Origin of the sequence: Paenibacillus sp. 1_12 (assembly GCF_900114475.1) — a bacterium.
GTDB lineage: Bacteria > Bacillota > Bacilli > Paenibacillales > NBRC-103111 > Paenibacillus_S.
This window is the reverse complement of the sequence record NZ_FOTE01000007.1, coordinates 153677-172420: the sequence shown is the minus strand read 5'-3', so window position 1 is coordinate 172420 and position 18744 is coordinate 153677. Positions and strand designations below refer to the sequence as shown.

The following is an 18744-nucleotide window of genomic DNA, read 5'->3' as shown; positions in this document are numbered from 1 at the left end:
CAAGTAGATTGCGAGGTAGCTAAAGAAGAAACAGAAGAACACATTTAATGTAGAAAGGCGGATGAATGATGCGAATTGAACATGTCGCAATCTGGACCAAAGACCTTGAAAAGATGAAATCGTTCTATGAGAAATTTTTCAACGGCATCCCAAATAACAAATATGTGAATGAAAAGAAACAATTCCACTCCTATTTTTTGACCTTTGAAACAGGTGCGCGTTTGGAGTTAATGCAAAAAACCGAACTTACGGAGTTGGAACCTGCCGAGTATTACGGCATTACTCATTTTGCTTTTTCCGTCGGTTCTGAGGAAAAGGTGAATGAATTGACGGATCGCTTAAAGAAGGAGGGCTTTCAGGTTTTGGATGGGCCGCGAACAACCGGTGACGGGTACTACGAAAGTATTGTGCTTGACCCAGAAATGAATCGGTTAGAAATCACGATTTAAACGTATCCCTCTTTCTCCGTCACACCCCACTCGGCGACAATGGGCTAGACCGGGCTCAGGTGTTGGAGAAAGAACCTATGAAACCAACATTCAAGGAGAGTGAAAAAAATGGACGGCTGCTATTAAATTACTTCGTGCAAAGGTTATCATGGCCCAACCATCGGGATGGCGTACACGTACGACTTTTAATCTTTCCATCAGATGGAGAATGTATTTTGCAATATTTAATCGCAATAATTTGCTGTTCACACGAAAAATAGGCGACGGGTACGCGATGCTAAGCCGTCCAAGTGACACCGAACATACGCCATTTGGCGATATTTTCTATAGAGAAAGCCCCGACCTCATCTTTTGGGGCAAACACCGCAATGTTATAAGTACTATCGGAGGGGAAGAATCAGCTTGGCAATCCCAAAAAAATGGTTCTGGGCCAATCCCCATTGAAACCGATGAAGGTTGGCTGCTGATCGATCACGAAGTGATTAATACTTGCAACGGTTTCGTGTATCGCATCGTATGCGCCCTTGGCATTTACTAAGGCTGTGTGGATACGGTGACCGGCTTAGCTTTTACAACCGTGGACGAATTAATGAAATACATGAAAAAGTGTATCCACTATAATTCGCTTCTTGGTGTTTGAGAACAAATGAGGTAACCATTCCATGATCCATGCCTTCACGTTTGAAAAATACAAACCGAAGTCGAGTGGCTGATTGTGGAACAGGATTTTGTCAGAGCCCACCGCTGCAAAGCATTGAAAAAAGCTATGCATGGATAAAATGAAACAATCTTACGTGAATGGGGTTTCATTGCAATGAGTATTAAAGAAGAGTATTAAAGAAAAGCTGCACAATGGCAGTTTATATTTACCTGGGGACGAACAGCTAAGCCAGGAGCAGCCCCTTTACCTTGAAAAGCTTTACGATCTTAATCAAACACGTCCGCTGGAGCAGAAAAAAAGGGCAGGCAGCATAGTTACGCAGGATATCCCTTCCAAAGTAGTTTCTGTAGGCAATCCATGCAGAGTGCTCAGGAAAATAATTGACGAACATGATAGACAGTATTAATTTAAGGAACGAAAAATTAACTTTAAGAATTTAGTCCAACTGTTCACCTTATTTCACTTAAAAGACAACGACTCTCGTCGTTGTCTTTTTTAGATTAGATGGAAAATACTACACAGTGTAAACGTTTCCTATTACTTGGTTGGATCGAGAAGCGCTTCGTAAAGGTCACGTAGCATTTCCTCGGCTCTCAGTATAACCCCATATCCGTTCCCCTCGGGGAGGAACGAACAGACAAACAAGAGGCACACATGCCCGCCGTTGGGTCGTTGTAGTCACTGCTTTATGGCTCAATCGCTTTCAAAAGCTGTTGGTTCATTTTAAGAAGAAAGCCTGCGATTACAAGGCTTTGCTTCATTTTGCCTGTGCCTTGATCACTTGGAGAAAGCTAATTTCCTTACATTATCGGTAGTTTATTTTAGGATTGGCTCTAAGTCCTCCTATCACACAAAATAAGTTATCATGAACGTTTGGATTCGAGTGCAGATACGTTTATTTAGGAGTTTTTTCACTTCCTAATTTACCCAAATCATCTAATTGCACGACTCAGTTGAATTAATAAGTTTGCTTATCGTTTCAGATAGTTCTGATTTAGAGAATGGTTTTAATAAATAATCTTTAACTCCTAGTTGCATTGCTTTGCGAGTGTAAATGTGTCCGCTGAGCCCAGTCATTACAATCCATTGAGTATCTATAAATCTATTACGATAGGTCTCAATAAACGTCATTCCATCCATGCCCGGCATTATAATATCTGTGAGTATGATATCCATATGGATCACTTCCATAATTACAAGAGCCTCTTTGGTAGAAGAAGCTTCATATACGTTAAAATCTGGGAAATTCTTCATTAGGGTGCGTTTAACACCGCCTTTTATTATGAAATCATCATCGATAATCAGAATATTCATGACCTTACTCCCCTATCGTTGAGAAGATTCAAGTAAATGTGGGTTCATCTGAACCTACATGGGCCAGGAAGTACCAAGCAAGGAAGCGGGTAGTCCAAGGCTGATAAATACCAGATAAATCAATATGATAAGATCATATCCATTCTCCGATGTCTTAGATGTTTTCGTTGTCCTGTCGATAATTTCCGCGCAGACCAGACTGATATGCTGCAATCGCCTGTGCAATCAAACCATGAAGGATGTCGGTATCTAAATCACTTTCATAATTAACAACAGGGAATATTTTCCTCAAACGCTCTGAAGGTATTGCTTGCTCAATCGCTTCTTTTAAAGCTTCGGAAAAAAAATCACCGTAAAGAACAACATATTCGGGATTAATTGTCCCACAAAAAATACTGATTAATTTAGAAATGGCAGCTCCGAGCTCTTTGGGATCATCATAGTTAATCGTTCTCCAGTCAACACCGATCGGAAGCAGATTGATTTCACCAGCATAGCCAGTGACCCCTTTATGAATGTTGCCATCAATCACAACGCCTGCACCTGGACCAAAAGTACGAGGGAAATAAATGCCGACAATAGAGGATACTTTTTCTGTATGTTGGCTAAAACCAAAAGCTGCTGCATTGACATCATTCTCAACAATGACCGGCAGCTCATACTTTTTCTGAAAATATTCTGTAAAGGAAGTCCCCTTTAATGTTGTAAAGTCATTTTCCAAAATAACTCCATTACGCTCCACACCCGGCAGGGAAAAAGCAACAAGACTTATAGTCGAATAGTTTCGCAGGGCCTCATTGATCATCTGATCAAAACTAGAAAGTTGAATGGTATCAAACGGCTCCTCTGCGTCCCATACGCGTTCCCCGTAAAGATTCCCGATACAAGCACTGATTATATTCTTCCCCTTGCGTACCCGCGCCGATAACCCAAGCACATGTGCGAATTCTGCATTAAAGCTATACGCTTGAGACGGCCTTCCTCCCGTTGCAGAATACATTTTACCGAGTGTGACTTCTCCGCTTTCTACAAATCCATTCAGTATGTTTCCAACGGTAACAAAGCTTAATCCTGTCGTTAGAGCCAATTGTTTAATAGTGGAGGTTTTGTATGAACAAAGGCTCCAAAGAACTGTTTGTGAATTGCTCTCTTTCATATCCAGCATATTTATTCCCATAAAAACCCCCGGCCTGTTAAATCCGATTTTCATTTCATAATGTTGCAATCTACCATAATTTCCGGACTATGATTCATGCTATCCGTTTCTGTATTTTTCCGAATCACTTTGCAGGGAACACCAGCGGCAAGCGAGTCAGGCGGAATAGCTTGTAGTATAACACTTCCTACACCAATGACGCTGCGATCTCCAATGGTTACGCCACCGCAAATGGTGAGCTTGGTTGAAGCCATACATCATTATAAGGTTATGCGCGTGTGAATTTTAGGCCCGAAACTTTGGATGGGCTGGACTAAATAAAATTCCTCTAAAACATCTTTGTTCATCATATTCCCCTGTATAAAACTACTCGCTGTTGTTTTGCAAAACATTTGCTGATGTGATACCCGATTTCGTTAGATAATCCAAGCTCTCTTTTGCACAATCGAAGGCGTCTTTCTGCCAGTTTTCTTGCTCGACCAATCCCCATTTCACATCGGTTCGATGACAAGCCTCAAATATGGGCAACCAATCAATCCGACCTTGACCAAGTGGAACCAAGTATTCTTTCCCCTCGGTTGAGAGTGCGGAATCTTTAAAATGACATATGTTTATGCGCCCTTGATACCGTTCCAATAAAGCCACAGGGTCCTCACCTGCCCGAACAGTGTGATACACACATAAGGTTAAGCCCACATTAGGCAACTGTTCCATTACGATGTCTATGGCACGAATACCATTTATGTACTCATAGTTGAACCAGAGCGGGTGGAAGGTGAGTGCGATACCATGTTCACCCAGCGTCCTAGCCATTTGGCCCATTGCGTCACAAAATTCCACGATGCCTTCCGGTGTCATTAGCTCACGCGGGATGGTACTGACACATAAGGAATCACTTTCCCACAGCCTATTCATCGTGACATAGTAATCCAGATTATTTCGCACTACCGTAAAATTTTCTTGAGTTGCTATACATTTCAGCCCTGTTTCTCGCAAAGCTTCTGCCGTGAATGCCAGAGGTACGGCAGGATCGATCCATTGTAGCTGTACATCGCGATACCCCATATTGTGCAGTTTACGGAATGTATGTTGTACTTCATCTGCTGTCGTAAGATAGGGTCTAAGACTGGAAGCTTGATAGCCAAGTGATGTCATAATTCACCCTCCATGTTTATTAATTGATTATTAAAATGAATTTAATAAATATAAGTTAACTATACCCCTGTCTGTAGAATGAGTCAAGGCATGGAAAAAAGATGTCCGCAAAATCGATAATTGGACCTATAACGCCGAACAAGATACGTAGTGCGCAGCTGGACTAACCCTCCTTTTTTACAAAATGAGCAAAGAGAAAACGGAAAGTGGAATCGAAATCGAGTACCACCATTACCGTACTTCGAGGCTTACCCATAGTAAGTCTGGAGGTCGGGTGGCTTTGGATTTCCCATATCTTTTTGAAAAAAGCAGCAATAGACGCAAAAAGAAAAGAAGTTAAGCACAGACAAGCTGCTTAACTTCTTTGCTCGTTTAATCATTCATCTTCACTGAAGATCCGATGTGTCCCGCGGATCTTTAATTTTCACTTATGGGATAGCCTCTTTTTGGTGTTCTATTTCATTGTTGATAAGATGGACTAAAGAAACACACTGCCTGAGTTCCTTTATTTCTTATAAACGTTCGGCAATCCACTCGGCGGTCTTCTCGCCGTTCATAATACAATCGGGAATACCCACTCCATAATAAGAGCACCCGGCCAAAATGACATTTGGATAATTTTCAGCTAACTTATTTTCTAAGGATTTCACAAGTTGAGGGTGTTTTAAATGATAGTTGGGCATGGTTTCATGCCATTTGGTAATATCGGATGAAATCGGCGTACCTGTTATCCCAAGACTATCTTCAATATCTTTTCTTGCTATTTGAACGATCTCTTCTTTTGTCATTTGCAGGAGCTTTTCATAATCACGGCACGTACTCTTGTAAAATAGCCTTACCAATAAACGTTTTTTCTCCGAGGTATGCTCCCATTTGCGGCTCGTCCACGTGCAAGCGTTGCAAGACAAATCGCTGTCCTCTGCGACGATAAAACCGGTTCCGTCCTTGGGCAGCTCGCTGTCCGGTATGTCAAATCCAAGATAAACACTGATCAAAGAGCTATTTTTCAATTGTTCGAAATCCTCATCTAACGCTTTATCGAGCATAAGGTGCTGTGCAACAGGATGCAGTGTACTGAGTACAATGAAGTCCGTTTCAATCTCTTTGTGATTGGACAAAGAAACGAGGTACCGCTCCTGCTGTTTCTTGATTTTTTCAGCCTGGACACCTTTATATAGATCCACATCAGTTAGCCGCTCTTCTATTCTATCCACTAAAGAAGATACACCATGCTTGAACGACAAAAACTTCTTGTCGCCTGTTCCCAAGAAACGTTGTTTGTTCTCGGCCAACCCTTGAATAATACTACCGTATTTATTTTTATAATCCAGTAAATAAGGAAGCGTCGAGGCAATCGTCAAATCCTGCAGTTGACCGGAATAAACGCCAGACAAAACCGGAGAAATTTGCTTCTCAACCAGCTCCTTACCCAGAAAATATTCCAGAAATTCCCCGATGGAATGCTCCTTCGTAAAGGTTTCATTCGGTGTGTAGAAATCTTTTAAGGCTTCTACTTTCCCCTTCGCGGATACCAAATTAGATTTAGCTAATGATTCCAGACTGAGTGGGATACCGAATACCGCTTCCTTCGGAATTGGCTTCAATTCGCCATCTGTATAAATATAAGAGATTCCTGTTGCGTTATAAACGACATCCTTCTGTATATCCAGCTCTTCTAAAAATGGTGCTACATTCGTTTTACGAGATACAATCGAGTCTGCTCCCGTTTCCATTATAAATTCACCCTCATGAGCAGTTCTGATTTTGCCGCCCAAGGTATCATTCGCTTCCACCAGTACAATTTTTGCATCCCGATTTTGGGCTTTTATCGTTTTCTGAAGATAGTACGCAGTAGATAGCCCTGTAATGCCACCGCCGATAACCACTATTGTTTTCAAAGTGATTCCACCTAACTTGACTAAAATATTAATAAACCAGAAGCTTGATATCCGAATTGTAATACCATCGGTTTACACTACATTTATTATACGTCTACTTGCCTGCTTAAACCAATATTTCTGGGTCCCATATGGGGCTGAATAAGACAATATTCATACATCAGACAATTTTGTATGAGCATTCACAGCAATCACGCCGATAACACAGCTGCTGCGATTACTGCTCAATTTCGTCGTAATTTCCTTTGCGCAGTTCTACTTAATGGTGAGCTAACGTAAGTTGGTCATTATTTGCTGCTCAAGTCTCAGATCACTGCTCTTTATTCCTCAAACTTCGGACCCAAATAGAATTTTTCATCATCGAGTACCTGTTTAAATACTTCCCACCAAGTCCAAAGCCGATGAGAGATACCAGTATGCCGATTCCGTAAAGCAGCATAAGATGTGGCAAAAAGTCAGGAGCAGGGCCATTTCGCAAAGTAAGCCAAGGTAACCGATCTGGCATAATCCATAGATTAGGCAGCTGAATGCTCAATCCGTAACTAATTAATAGAGGTAAAAGAAAAAGGATAAGAACCGGATATTTATTAACGGCGGGCGTAATTTGTACAGCTAGCACATAAAACACGGCAAGAGGAATCATGAGGACGGCATTTTCGATGAAATACAGTCCGGCGATGCCAAGATCTCCCCCCGACATCGGATTGATTCCTTGCCTCAGAAGGACTCCAACAACAGCACTTAACACGGCTAACAACCAATAAGAAACCATCGACACTAAGTAGGCAAATATGCGACTGCCAAGCAGCAGGTAACGGGAATGTGGAAATGCCAGCCACCATAAGGCAAACCCTTTGCCGTAATCTGCATTTCTATTAAATCCATACACCACAATACCCATGTAACCGATCATAGTTAAGGTTGATTGAAACAAGATCACATCCGTCAGGCTGCCGCTGTTATGATAGCCCAAGAAGGTGAGAAGTGCCATAAGCGTAAAAACTAACCAGCGAATACGTCTCGGAGCATGACGACCTATCCATTGATACCGACGTTTCTCCATAGCAACCATTGCCCAGAAAGGACTCGCTCTTCGCCCCGCCCTTTGCGTTGGCACCACATTCTGTGAAAGAACCGAATCCGGGGAAGATAAAGCCGCATAGCCAGTAAAGCGTAACTGAGCTAACTTCTTCATACCCACTGTGCTGGAAAGCCAAACACCTGCGCAAGAAAGCAGCCAACCAGCTAAAATCAACACAATTACAGTCTGTGTCGAAGGTAACGTGAATTGAAGACTGATCCAAATGGAGCTGACCACGAGGAAAGTAACGATAAGCAGCTGCATCGAAATATATAAGAAGACAATCATAGTTCCGATACGTGCCCACCACATCTGAAACACAAACATGAGCAGACCTAAGCTGGTCAGGACAGGGAGAAATACGAGAGCCAGCCACCCAGCGGTTCCTGCCGCATATCCGATGATCATTGCGTCTGCCTGTTGGATACTCCCCCATACGAGCAATAACGCATAGTGAGTAGTACAGAGCAGAAGCATAAACATAATCAAGTACAGTCCCAGCCACAAATAGCTAAGACCCTTACCGAGAACAAGTGTTAGCCGTGAATAGGGCAGCAGCAGCCACCACTTCTGGTCCCGTCCGTTGCGGCCAACGCTGAGCGCCTCCCACACCATGATGATCAGCATCGTTTCCAAGAACACGACCAAGCCAAATGCATATAAGCTGCTGACGGTCGTCTCCCCTCGCGACCATGCCATACTGACCACAAGCAGCAAAAAGAAGATCAGGCCAATGCGCCTATAACTGCTTTTTGAAGTTCCCGGCATATACGCGCTATATCGACTCAGTTCAAACCTGGCAAGAGTTAAGATCGTCCTCATGAGAACACTTCCCTGTAACGGGATTCTACAGAATTCCCTTGTTCTCTTAGGCTGTCCACGTCATGATCGGCAGCAATCCGACCATTTCCTATCATAATTATCCGATCAAATAACTGCTCCATTTCACGTATATCATGCGTTGCAATGAGGAAGGTTCTATTACCATCCGCCAAATCAGCAACGACTGACGAAGCAATCTGCTCTCGGGAAATCATATCGACACCAGTGAACGGTTCATCAAGCAGGATCAAGGGTGAGGTTCGTGCCAGACAGCTGACAAGCTGTAACCTGGCTTCCTCCCCGCGGGATTGGGCGGATATACGTGTCCCCAAATCGATTCGTAATGACTGAACCAATTGCGATTCCCTATCGCTATCCCAGTCAGGGTATATTTGTCCTGCAAAATGAAGCCATTCCCCAGCCGTCAACCATCCGGGCAGCTTTCCCCGATCCGGCAGCACTGCGATAGAACGCAGGGTTTCTGTGCCAGCAGGCTGGCCAAAGATCCGTACCGATCCGCTTGTAGGCTCCGTTAGTCCAGAGCAAATACTCAACAGGGTTGATTTGCCTGCGCCATTCGGACCCAGGAGCCCGGCTATACGCCCCTTTTCCAAAGAAAACGTTACCTCTTGTAAAATCTCCTTTTTTCGCACTTTCATCGTAACCTGTTTGCACTCCAAGGCTAATGGAATGGCAGTATCATTATGCATATGCTTACTCCTCCTTCTCTAGTGCCAGTTCGAGCAACTGGTCAACTGTTAGGTCAAGCGATTCCGCGATTTCCCGCAGATGCTTTACGGCTTCCCTTACGATCGTCCTCTTGCTTTCCCAAATGGCTTCGGTATCGGTGGTCACATAAGTTCCCTGCCCACGGAACGTTACGAGCAGTCTATCTCTTTCAAGCTCCTGATACGTCTTCATTACGGTCGTCGGATTGACACGAATGGTCGCTGCCATTTCCCGCACTGAAGGCATCCGAACGCCCGGAGCCAACACACCGCGTACGATCATGGCGCGAAGCTGTTCGACAAATTGTTCATACAGCGGGCGAGCAGGGTCAATTCGAAACTGATCCGACTTCCAAATAAAATCCATCTACGTTCACCTCTGCTGATAGGTTAGATCTATCATCTGCATTATAGTATGTACTGTATCACAACACACCACACACTTCAATATAAAATAATACGCTGTTAACAATCTATCAACGGAAGCTTATTTGTCGAAAATCTGGGAATACGGCACAGCCTACTGCTGCACATAAACTGGCACCATACGCCGCCTCCTCAGGATGAGCCGAGATTTGTAACGGAAGGTTAAATACATTGCAAAGTCTGCTGCACAAGGTCGAATTATTACGTATTCCATTGCCTGACCCGACGAGAGACTTGATCTGCTGCTGGCATTCACATGGGAAAGCATCGTAAAATTGGTGAAGCTCCGCTATGATTCCATCGATTACTCCAATAATTAGATGACTGGGAGTAAAGTTAAGCGAGTCCATACCTTCAATGGAACCTTTCCTGTCAGGGTCCGTTCTGGAGCCAAAGAACTGTGTGTGGACCTGAAGCTTTCCATCCAAGACTGTACTTTCCGCTAGCTGAGACATCCTATCATACAGTCTGCCCGGGTCCTCCAAACCGCCAAGCTGAATACAGACCTCACGAAAAAAGCTTTCCAGCAGAGCATATGATTTTCCTCCGCTAAGGGAAGCTCCTACAAGCAGATAGCCTCCGCCTGGGAATGGGCGAATATCCAGTGATTCAATCTGATAATATCGTTCGCTGAACACCGAAATTTGAGAACCAGTCCCCACATTCAAAAGCACCGAGTCAGCGACCTCACGAACAGAACCGAGAAAACTTGCTTGATTATCTCCGAGCGAAACCGTCACTGGTATTCCTGTTTGCGAATGACCAATAAGGGTTCCTGAAAGGACCACCTCCGGGAGCATCCTTCTATCAATCTCAGCCGCTTCTAGGGTATGATCCTCAAAGTCCAATAATTTCATGTTAAATAGTCCCAAGCTTGCCGCATTAGTAGGATCCATATACGGCGTATGCCCGCCAGTTAACTTCATGGCTGCATAGTCCGCAATGGTGCATATGTAGGAAGCATTTGCCGGAATAAGTCCGTTTTGCCGATTGTAATCATGGGTTACCAGCCCGAAGCCAGTTGCGAGCGGCATTGCTGTAATTCGAGATAAGCGATCTACGTAGGTTTCACCACCACTTCCGTTAACTGATAGATTCCCTCTCTGATCCTGCCAAGTATAAAGCGGCGATACGTAATTTCCAGCTTCATTCACATACAGGATGCCATGCATTTGTCCGGTTATTCCAATACCGTCAATTTCAACACAGTCACTCGTCAATTCTTCAAAAATGTCAAAGACCATCTTGAGAATTGCGCCTGGATCCTGAATGAATTCCCAAGTGTGCACCGATTCGAGAGAAGTGTTGTTGCTTCTAGTCACGGAATTAAGGATCTTGCCTTTTTCTGCTTCCATTACAATGCCGCAGATCGATGTAGTTCCTATATCTAAACCGATAAAATTCATGTCCTTAGCCTCCAGCAGCAGTCCTTAGTTAAAAGCTTTGTTAAGCCTTGTTTAGCGGTACTGTCAATATGAGTTTAGGCTATAAGAAAAGCAATTGCCTGTCAACATTCTGTCTCTGGTACAAATAGATTATGTAATCACATAAATGCAATGGGAATTGTTACAGAATTATCTCCCATTTGCCTAAAACAAAAAGGCTTCAATCACTTGCGTTGTCAAGAGGCCGCTTGTTTAGTATGCTAATGTTCAGCAGCTCCAAGATCAACCACCAAGATTATTTATAATAACGATTTAACAGGAGGATAATAATGAAGTTAACAACAATTCGGATTTCCTTATCACTGCTCGCGATGCTCACCTTGGCTGCTTGCAGCAGTAAAGGGGTCACGGAACAAGCTGGCCATCCGGCAGCTCACCACGGAGATCTGCAGGAAACGACCAGTTCAATCAACACCCTTCCAACATTTCTTAAAAACCAACCCGAGCAAACTCAAAAGATTTATCAAATCGCTTCTTTAAGCATAGATAAGCTGCAGTGGATCCCTTGTTATTGCGGATGCGGGGATGAAGTCGGTCATAAAAATAATATGAATTGTTTCATCAAAGAATTAAAGAATAATGGAAGTGTCGTTTGGGACGACCATGGGACACGATGTGGAGTTTGTATGGAAATTGCCTTAACTACAGCTCAATTAAGTAAAGATGGAAAATCGATTAAGGATATCCGAAATTATATTGATACTCGTTATAACAAAGGTTATGCCAAACCTACTCCTACACCTATGCCCGCATAAAAGCAGCTCTCCATAGCTGGAGAAAGTGAGCTAGTATTCAAAGTATGGACGGATTCCAAGCATCTACAGCATTGGTGGGCACCTACTGGTTTTTCCATTCTTGTCTCCAAGGCTGATAATCGCCCCGGCGGTGAATTTCATTACTGTATGAAATCCTCTGAAGGTCACGAGATGTGGGGCAAGTTTGTTTATCACGAAATCGTTTCTCTAGACAAGCTCGTTTTCGTCAATTCTTTTTCTGATGAGGAAGGCAACATTGTTCGAGCACCCTTTAGCACAACCTTTCCACTGGAAATTCATAATGTATTTACGTTTACTGAGAAAGAAGGCAAGACGACGATCACGTTGCGGGGAGGACCTATTGTAGCTACAGATGAGGAACTCGACTTCTTCCATTCCATGCTAGGCTCCATGCAAGAAGGTTATGCTGGAACTTTTGGCCAACTCGACGAATACCTTGCTACTTTATAAGTAATCAGCTGCTTAAACATAAATAACCCCTCTTTGAAAGCTCCAAGCACCATCAAACACATGGATAGCTATGGAGTTCAAAGAAGGGTTATTGTTTGTGTCTATGATACCGTTCCAGTTTCTGTTTCGAGCCCCTCATCGCTTTTCTTTGAGAGCACCTCTTTTTTCAAAAACCAGCAGAGAACAAACGCGGCGAGCGCAAATACGAGAGAAATCACGAACATATTCTGAAACGCAAGACTAAATACTTGCTTAATATCATTGATCACAGCTGCTGGCAGCCCTACGGGAATATTACCCGTTTCGATATTCACGGTCGCTCCATCTGGTAACCGACTGCCGAGTGCGGCAATTCCGTCTTTAATGTGCTTGGAGAGCAAGCTGCCGAAAATACTGAGACCGATGGTTGCTCCAAGCGCTTGGAACAGCTGGACCGTAGACAGTGCAATGCCGCTGTCCTTGCTGTCTACCGACTCCTGAACGATCAGGTTGTCTCCGCCGAACAACGCTCCAAGGCCGACACCGAGTATGAAAAATGCCCCTACAATGTAGATCCAAGTGGTTCCAATGCCGATCTGCGTCAAAAGCAGGAAGCCTGCAATCGGCAGCAGGAATGATACAATAAACAGGTTGCGGTACGCTATCCGCGTGATCAAGAACCCGTTCACAATGCTTGCCGGTATTGCCCCTGCCATAAATGCCAGCGATAAATAACCTGCTTCTGTCGGCGTCAGCCCCATTACATGCTGCGCGAAAAACGGAAATGTAGCCATGCCGCCCATGATACCAAGCATCAAGATAAATACGAGCAGCGATAGCACAACTACATTGCGGTTGCGGAACAGATGTAGTGGAATGATCGGCTCTTTAGCTTTGGCTTCGATCCATACCAGCAGTGCGAACAGCAGTGCCGACAAGCTCAGTAGACCAATAATGATGGGTGACGACCAGGAATAGCCCTGATTGTCGATCAGCACTGGTGTCAAAAGCAGCGAAAGCAGCGCTAGAATCAATGTACATGCACCTGCCCAGTCGATATACCTTTTCTCATTTCCAATCGATTCTCGCATGCCCTTGGCTACAAACAACGCTGCGAGCAGTCCAATTGGAATATTGATTAGAAATACCCAATGCCAGTCGATATTGCCAACGATATATCCACCAACCGTCGGTCCCAATAGCTGCGGAATAATCATCATCGGTCCGAACAGACTTTGGATTTTGGCCCGCTGTTCAAGCGGATAGGCCTCGCCGATAATGACCAGCGCGAGCGGCATTAACCCCCCGGCACCGATCCCTTGTATGCCTCGGCCAATCAGCAGTATCGTCATAGACGATGCCATGCCGCTGACGATGGAGCCAGCGATAAACAGACCGATACATATCAGATAGATACGTCTGCGGCCATACAAATCGGCCAGCTTGCCAAGGATCGGCATAAACATCGTTAAGGTCAGCATATAAATGCCTGCTACCCAGCCATACAGGGACAACCCGTGCAACTCTCGGATGATCGTCGGCATTGCTGTAGAGACGATGGTCTCATCGAGTTCGGCAAATATCAGGCCGATCAAAAGCCCGATCAGGATCAAGGTTTTGTTGCTCTTTTTTTCGATAAGAATCACCTCGTAAAATGTAGCCTCGGACGTTCGGCCGAGGCTTTGTTTGAGTAGCATATCGCACTTGTTTAAACCGAATTTAAACGGATTGCTTTTTTTAGCCTTTATTAACATTGCATAAAAGGGGTCCTGTTAGCAACGGTAAGTTTGGTTACAACGAATATTTCCCCGTTTTATCTTGCGAGTTTGTCTTACTGGAAATGCAACTTTCCGGGTTCACTTTCATTAAGTTAAGTAATTTGCTGCAAAAAGTTGAGTTGATTTTGGACGAAATGATCAGCTGTCTGACAATCGTATATGTGGAAGTCTTGCAAGTTGCTGATAGCAAAGTGAAAAAGCAGCTCTGTCAAAAACCAGGATATTTCTGCTATTTTCTTATGTTCTTGGCTGTTGCTATTCTGTGCACATCCCTAACACACAAAAAGACGAGCCTCAAATTACTTCAAGGACTCGTTTCGTTAGTTTGGGTCTGTATGCTTTACTTGAGCTTTATCCGATATTGGCCTGGAGTTGTTCCTGTGAATCTTTGGAATATGCGAATTAAATTCCTCTCGGAATAGCCTATCGCTACTGCAATTTCACCCAGACTCATATCCGTCCTGGCAAGCATCTGTTGAGTCCTTTTCACTTTATTTTCCATGACATACTCCTGAAAATTAATGCCCAGCTCCTTTTTAAATAAACGGCTGATATAGGATGGGCTCATCTTCACCAGTTCAGCGCAGCGCACTAACGAAATATCGGACTCGATGTGCTCATGGATATGCTGACAAATCTGCTTAATAATTTGTTTGCCCACGTCGGTTTGGTACGTGCTTAACAGCTTCAATACGAGCGGAAATACTTTTTGCGAAAACAAGTAATCGATATCCTTGGCCGTCTGACATCGCTGCAGCTCCCCTAACAAATCATGCTCCATAATTTCCGAAATACTGATCTGCTGAACCTCCATCGCAGAAATGATCGACGAAAGCAGCATATGGTAGGACTGGAATATAAAACTTCGAGATTCTGATTCACGGACAACATTGGAAAATTGGCGCAGTGCGGTGGCTGCCTGCTCAAGCTCGCCTTCAATCAGGTTTTTTATAATTTCCTGATCAATGGTGCGAGGATAATAAAGTCTGGTTTGCTTTTTCAACGCTTCGAGATCCTCTATGTAGAGGACAGGCTCCGTGTCTTTATACAACCGATATTGCAAAGCCGCCTTGGCCTCATTACAGGAAACAACGATATCTGCAATATGGGAATAAATTCGTCCGATACCGATTGAAACTTTAAATGTCAAATATTTACGCAGCGATTCGTACACGGCCTCTGCATAGCTGCGTGCCTGCTGCTCCATCCACTGCTCCGTATGGTCGTCTCCGAACGACAGGATCGCTATCCCGTTGCCGTTGCTGCTTCTGACAATGTATCCCTGCAGCTCACTATTTTGGGATTGCAGCTCTTCCATCACATTAGTGATTGCGAAACTGATTATCGGCCCGTCATCAGGCTGAAACCTGTTCTCAACGGTCACATTTTCCACCTGTACGACCAATACGGCGTAATGATGATTAATCGTAATATTGTAAGCATCACAGTCCTCTCTAAGAAGATGCTTATTGTTATAGTTACCTTCCAGCAACTGCTGCAAAAATCGCTCCCGTAGGCTTGGCTGCATCTTGCTCATATAGCTCGACACCGTTTCTGATTGAAGCTTCAGATGATCAAGACAATCTCTAATAAAACCAACCTCGTCCGTATGGCCACTGTGCATCCTTCCTCCGCTCAGCTTCGATCCATAGCTCATCAATTGTGAAATGGGGTTATACGCCCGCTGAATAAAAAAAGTAACGAGGCTGATGCCGAAGCAAATAAGCAGCAATAGCGTTGAAACCGACAGCAGCTGCAGTCCGTAAACTTGTCTGGTGATGTTTTCTTTTGGGATCATCGAAATATAGGTGCGTCCATAAGCGGTTTTTGAAAACGTATACAGCATATTGTGGCCATTCTTATCATCGGCAAAGAAATCCCCAGTACCGATTTCATTGTCAATAACTTTACGAATTTCAGGATCAAGCTCGGCAGGATAAGGTTTTGCCGTATTCATGGAACGAAACACGACCTCCTGCTTCTCATTAAAGACATAAATATTCTTTTCACCGCTTAATGAAAAATAATCCTCTAAATAGGTCGAAACTAATTTTTCCTTGATCACAAGCATAATAATGCCATTGTACAAATTCCCAGTTGAGCTGGGAAGCCTTCTCATGAAAAAGTAACTGCCGGACTGGGAATTCCCCTGTGATCCCTGAAAATATTTCCAATACACATTTTTATTTGATTCGAGCATTTTGTGCATGTTCGCCGCGGGTGCAAAGTATTGAAGCTCGGAAAACCCGATTTCTGCTGACAGCGCAAATTCGTCCCCTTCACGATAAAAAAACACATCTTCAAATAAATCGCTTGAAAAGCGTGTCCGACTTAACGTTTGATTAATTAATTTCTGCTCTTCAAGAAGGCTTCTGTAGTTGGGAGCCGTCATGACATTTACAATCGTCGGGTCCAACGCTAGCTGCAGGGAATCCTTCTCCAATTGTTCAAGCAATCTTTCCATCCGGTCCTTCACATGCTGTAAGGAACCTTTGCTTTCTTCCTTGATTTCGTTGGTGGTCCGGTTTACGGACCAATAATGGTAAAACCCGCCAAGCGAGATGGCGGGGACGCAGACCGCCAAAATTGCGATCCAGATCATGGTATAAAATAGGTTCCCTCTTGTCCGGTTAGACGAATGGGAGCCCCAGCTTAATTTGAATCGTTTGAAAATACGATCACCCACTCGTCTTGTACAATTGACTGCTTCCTAAATTTTAGCACAATTCAACCTTTTACAGAACCTAAAAGCACACCTTTGGCAAAATGCTTTTGCAAAAACGGATAAATAACGAGAATCGGCAGAATCGCGATCACTACGGAAGCTAATCGAATTGATTCCACAGGCAGCACAATATCCTCCGGCATAACTCCATCCACACTATTCGCATTGGCATCCATAATCAGATTTTTGACGAGCACCTGCAGCGTCCACTTTTTGGCATCAGACAAATAAATCAGCGCGTTAAAATAAGTATTCCAATGCGAAACTGCGAAGAACAAAGTAAAAGCCGCTACCGCAGGCATAGAAAGCGGAAGTACAATTCGCAGAAACACGCCAACTTCGTTGCAGCCATCCATCCGGGCTGAATCCTCAAGCTCGGAGGGCAGACTATCGAAGAAGCTTTTGACAACGATCAGGTTAAACGAACTGATCATTGCACTCCAGATTAAGGCCCAATGGGAATTCAGAAGACCCAGCTGTTTGATCAATAAGTAGTTAGGTACAATACCAGCCTGAAACACAAGCGTAAATACGACGATTCCAATAATAAACTTGCGGTGCGGCAGTGTTTTTTTGGTTAAACCATAAGCCATCGTGAACGTAAACAGAAGATTAAGTATAGTTCCCACGACCGTGATGAATACCGTATTCGTTAATGCATGTTTAAAGCTTTTTGTCGCCAAAATATACGAATAGGCGGCAAGTGAGAATTTTTCCGGAAAGATGTAAAATTTGTACGGCTCGTAAACTGAAGCATCGGTTAATGAAACGCTAACCACATAAATAAAAGGCAGCATACAAACAGTGGAAATGATCAACAGCAAACCGTAGTTGATATAATCAAACAAGGTTAAACCTTTCTTCTGAACGAGACTCATCCGTTTGTCATCCTCTCCTCAATAAATGCCTTCATTGCCCATCTTCTTGGCAAAATAGTTGGAAGCCATTACAAGGATCAAACCGATAAATCCTTTAAATAAGCCAACGGTAACCCCGACACTGATCTGTCCACGTGAAATTCCCTGCTGAAAAGCATACGTATCGAATACATCGGAAACGGACAGCACCAATGGGTTCATCATCAGTAGTATTTGCTCGAAGCTGACGTCTGCCATATGGCCAAGCCGGAGTATTAACAAAATAATAATGGTTGGACGAATGGCCGGTAGCGTTACATGCCAAATTTGTCTCCATCGACCCGCACCATCGACAACTGCTGCTTCATAGCGTTGAGGATCGACCCCAGCCATCGCTGCCAGGAACAGAATTGTCCCCCAGCCTGCATCCTTCCAGATGCTTTGTGCTGTAATCATCGCCCAGAAGTAGTTAGGATTCGTCAAAAAGGAAACCGGTTCTGCTCCCGACCCACGAATCACTTTATTAACCATCCCGACGTCCTGCGAGAGCATGAAATAAGTCAGACTTGCGATCACGACCCAAGATAGAAAGTGAGGCATATAAACAATCGATTGATGAAACCGTTTCATCCACTCGTGGCGCACTTCATTAAGCATTAAAGCAAGAACGATCGGAATTGGGAAAAAAAACACCAGTCCAAACAGATTGATCAGCAGTGTATTTCTCAGCATCGTGTAGAAATGGTCGTACGTAAATAGATCAATAAAATTATCGAGGCCTACCCATTTACTTTTTAAGATGCCTAATGCAGGACTGTATTCCTGAAAGGAGAGGATCAAACCCCACATCGGGGCAATTTTAAATACCAGATAATACAATAAGCCGGGAAGTACGAGCAAATAAACGAACCGATGCTGGACATACACCCTCCAAGGCTGCGCCAATAATACCCTGCTCTTCTGTACTTCCGTTCTTTTTCTAGCAACAGCTTTCATAGCAGCCTCCTCGCTTATACTGAAAATGGTCTATGGAGCGTTTGAAGA

The 18744-nt window shown here is 43.9% G+C and carries 18 protein-coding genes; 5 read left to right on the top strand and 13 right to left on the bottom strand.

The window, feature by feature from the left end; all coding sequences use genetic code 11:
• Window positions 1–68: 68 nt before the first annotated feature.
• The 3 genes from BM210_RS17405 to BM210_RS36280 all read left to right on the top strand — a co-directional run bounded on the left by BM210_RS17405 (window position 69) and on the right by BM210_RS36280 (window position 1516).
• A complete protein-coding gene (locus BM210_RS17405; protein ID WP_091170661.1) occupies window positions 69–449 on the top strand; it encodes a VOC family protein in 381 nt (126 codons plus the stop codon).
• Window positions 450–657: 208 nt separating this feature from the next.
• Window positions 658–987 (top strand): glycoside hydrolase family 130 protein, encoded by a 330-nt coding sequence (locus tag BM210_RS36285; protein ID WP_371263490.1) that lies wholly within the window; start codon window positions 658–660, stop codon window positions 985–987.
• 295 nt (window positions 988–1282) lie between these two features.
• Window positions 1283–1516, top strand: coding sequence for a maltose acetyltransferase domain-containing protein (locus BM210_RS36280; protein ID WP_091171054.1), 234 nt, complete (start codon window positions 1283–1285; stop codon window positions 1514–1516).
• Between the two features lie 530 nt (window positions 1517–2046).
• Here BM210_RS36280 and BM210_RS17390 read toward each other — a convergent pair.
• The 9 genes from BM210_RS17390 to BM210_RS17350 form a co-directional block, all read right to left on the bottom strand.
• The gene (locus BM210_RS17390; protein ID WP_091170658.1) at window positions 2047–2424 is read right to left on the bottom strand and encodes a response regulator; all 378 of its coding nucleotides are present in this window, start codon (window positions 2422–2424) and stop codon (window positions 2047–2049) included.
• 154 nt (window positions 2425–2578) lie between these two features.
• On the bottom strand, window positions 2579–3601 hold the full coding sequence (locus BM210_RS17385; RefSeq protein WP_177237865.1) for an ROK family protein: 1023 nt from the start codon (window positions 3599–3601) through the stop codon (window positions 2579–2581).
• Between the two features lie 29 nt (window positions 3602–3630).
• The gene (locus BM210_RS17380) at window positions 3631–3834 is read right to left on the bottom strand and encodes an LbetaH domain-containing protein (protein ID WP_091170654.1); all 204 of its coding nucleotides are present in this window, start codon (window positions 3832–3834) and stop codon (window positions 3631–3633) included.
• A 112-nt stretch (window positions 3835–3946) separates the two neighbouring features.
• Window positions 3947–4735, bottom strand: coding sequence for a sugar phosphate isomerase/epimerase family protein (locus tag BM210_RS17375; RefSeq protein ID WP_091170651.1), 789 nt, complete (start codon window positions 4733–4735; stop codon window positions 3947–3949).
• A gap of 512 nt (window positions 4736–5247) precedes the next feature.
• On the bottom strand, window positions 5248–6633 hold the full coding sequence (locus tag BM210_RS17370; RefSeq protein WP_091170650.1) for a protoporphyrinogen oxidase: 1386 nt from the start codon (window positions 6631–6633) through the stop codon (window positions 5248–5250).
• A gap of 310 nt (window positions 6634–6943) precedes the next feature.
• Window positions 6944–8536 (bottom strand): hypothetical protein, encoded by a 1593-nt coding sequence (locus BM210_RS17365; protein WP_091170647.1) that lies wholly within the window; start codon window positions 8534–8536, stop codon window positions 6944–6946.
• Window positions 8533–9246, bottom strand: coding sequence for an ABC transporter ATP-binding protein (locus BM210_RS17360; protein ID WP_091170645.1), 714 nt, complete (start codon window positions 9244–9246; stop codon window positions 8533–8535). Before BM210_RS17360 ends, BM210_RS17365 begins: the two co-directional genes overlap by 4 nt.
• A 4-nt stretch (window positions 9247–9250) precedes the next feature.
• Window positions 9251–9631: a GntR family transcriptional regulator gene (locus tag BM210_RS17355; RefSeq protein ID WP_091170642.1), complete on the bottom strand. Its 381-nt coding sequence runs from the start codon at window positions 9629–9631 to the stop codon at window positions 9251–9253.
• A 109-nt stretch (window positions 9632–9740) separates the two neighbouring features.
• The gene (locus tag BM210_RS17350) at window positions 9741–11096 is read right to left on the bottom strand and encodes a sedoheptulokinase (RefSeq protein WP_091170639.1); all 1356 of its coding nucleotides are present in this window, start codon (window positions 11094–11096) and stop codon (window positions 9741–9743) included.
• Between the two features lie 308 nt (window positions 11097–11404).
• Between BM210_RS17350 and BM210_RS17345 the strand changes: the two genes are divergently transcribed.
• Window positions 11405–11890 (top strand): PCYCGC motif-containing (lipo)protein, encoded by a 486-nt coding sequence (locus BM210_RS17345; protein WP_091170638.1) that lies wholly within the window; start codon window positions 11405–11407, stop codon window positions 11888–11890.
• Window positions 11891–11902: 12 nt separating this feature from the next.
• On the top strand, window positions 11903–12361 hold the full coding sequence (locus BM210_RS17340) for an SRPBCC family protein (protein WP_091170635.1): 459 nt from the start codon (window positions 11903–11905) through the stop codon (window positions 12359–12361).
• A 101-nt stretch (window positions 12362–12462) separates the two neighbouring features.
• Here the strand turns inward: BM210_RS17340 and BM210_RS17335 are convergent, their stop codons facing one another.
• The 4 genes from BM210_RS17335 to BM210_RS17320 form a co-directional block, all read right to left on the bottom strand.
• Window positions 12463–14094: an MDR family MFS transporter gene (locus BM210_RS17335; RefSeq protein WP_256223707.1), complete on the bottom strand. Its 1632-nt coding sequence runs from the start codon at window positions 14092–14094 to the stop codon at window positions 12463–12465.
• Window positions 14095–14458: 364 nt separating this feature from the next.
• Complete coding sequence (locus BM210_RS17330) at window positions 14459–16720, bottom strand: helix-turn-helix domain-containing protein (RefSeq protein WP_091170632.1); 2262 nt, start codon at window positions 16718–16720, stop codon at window positions 14459–14461.
• A gap of 125 nt (window positions 16721–16845) precedes the next feature.
• The gene (locus BM210_RS17325) at window positions 16846–17721 is read right to left on the bottom strand and encodes a carbohydrate ABC transporter permease (RefSeq protein WP_091170630.1); all 876 of its coding nucleotides are present in this window, start codon (window positions 17719–17721) and stop codon (window positions 16846–16848) included.
• 18 nt (window positions 17722–17739) lie between these two features.
• Complete coding sequence (locus BM210_RS17320; RefSeq protein WP_091170627.1) at window positions 17740–18696, bottom strand: ABC transporter permease; 957 nt, start codon at window positions 18694–18696, stop codon at window positions 17740–17742.
• Between the last annotated feature and the right edge of the window lie 48 nt (window positions 18697–18744).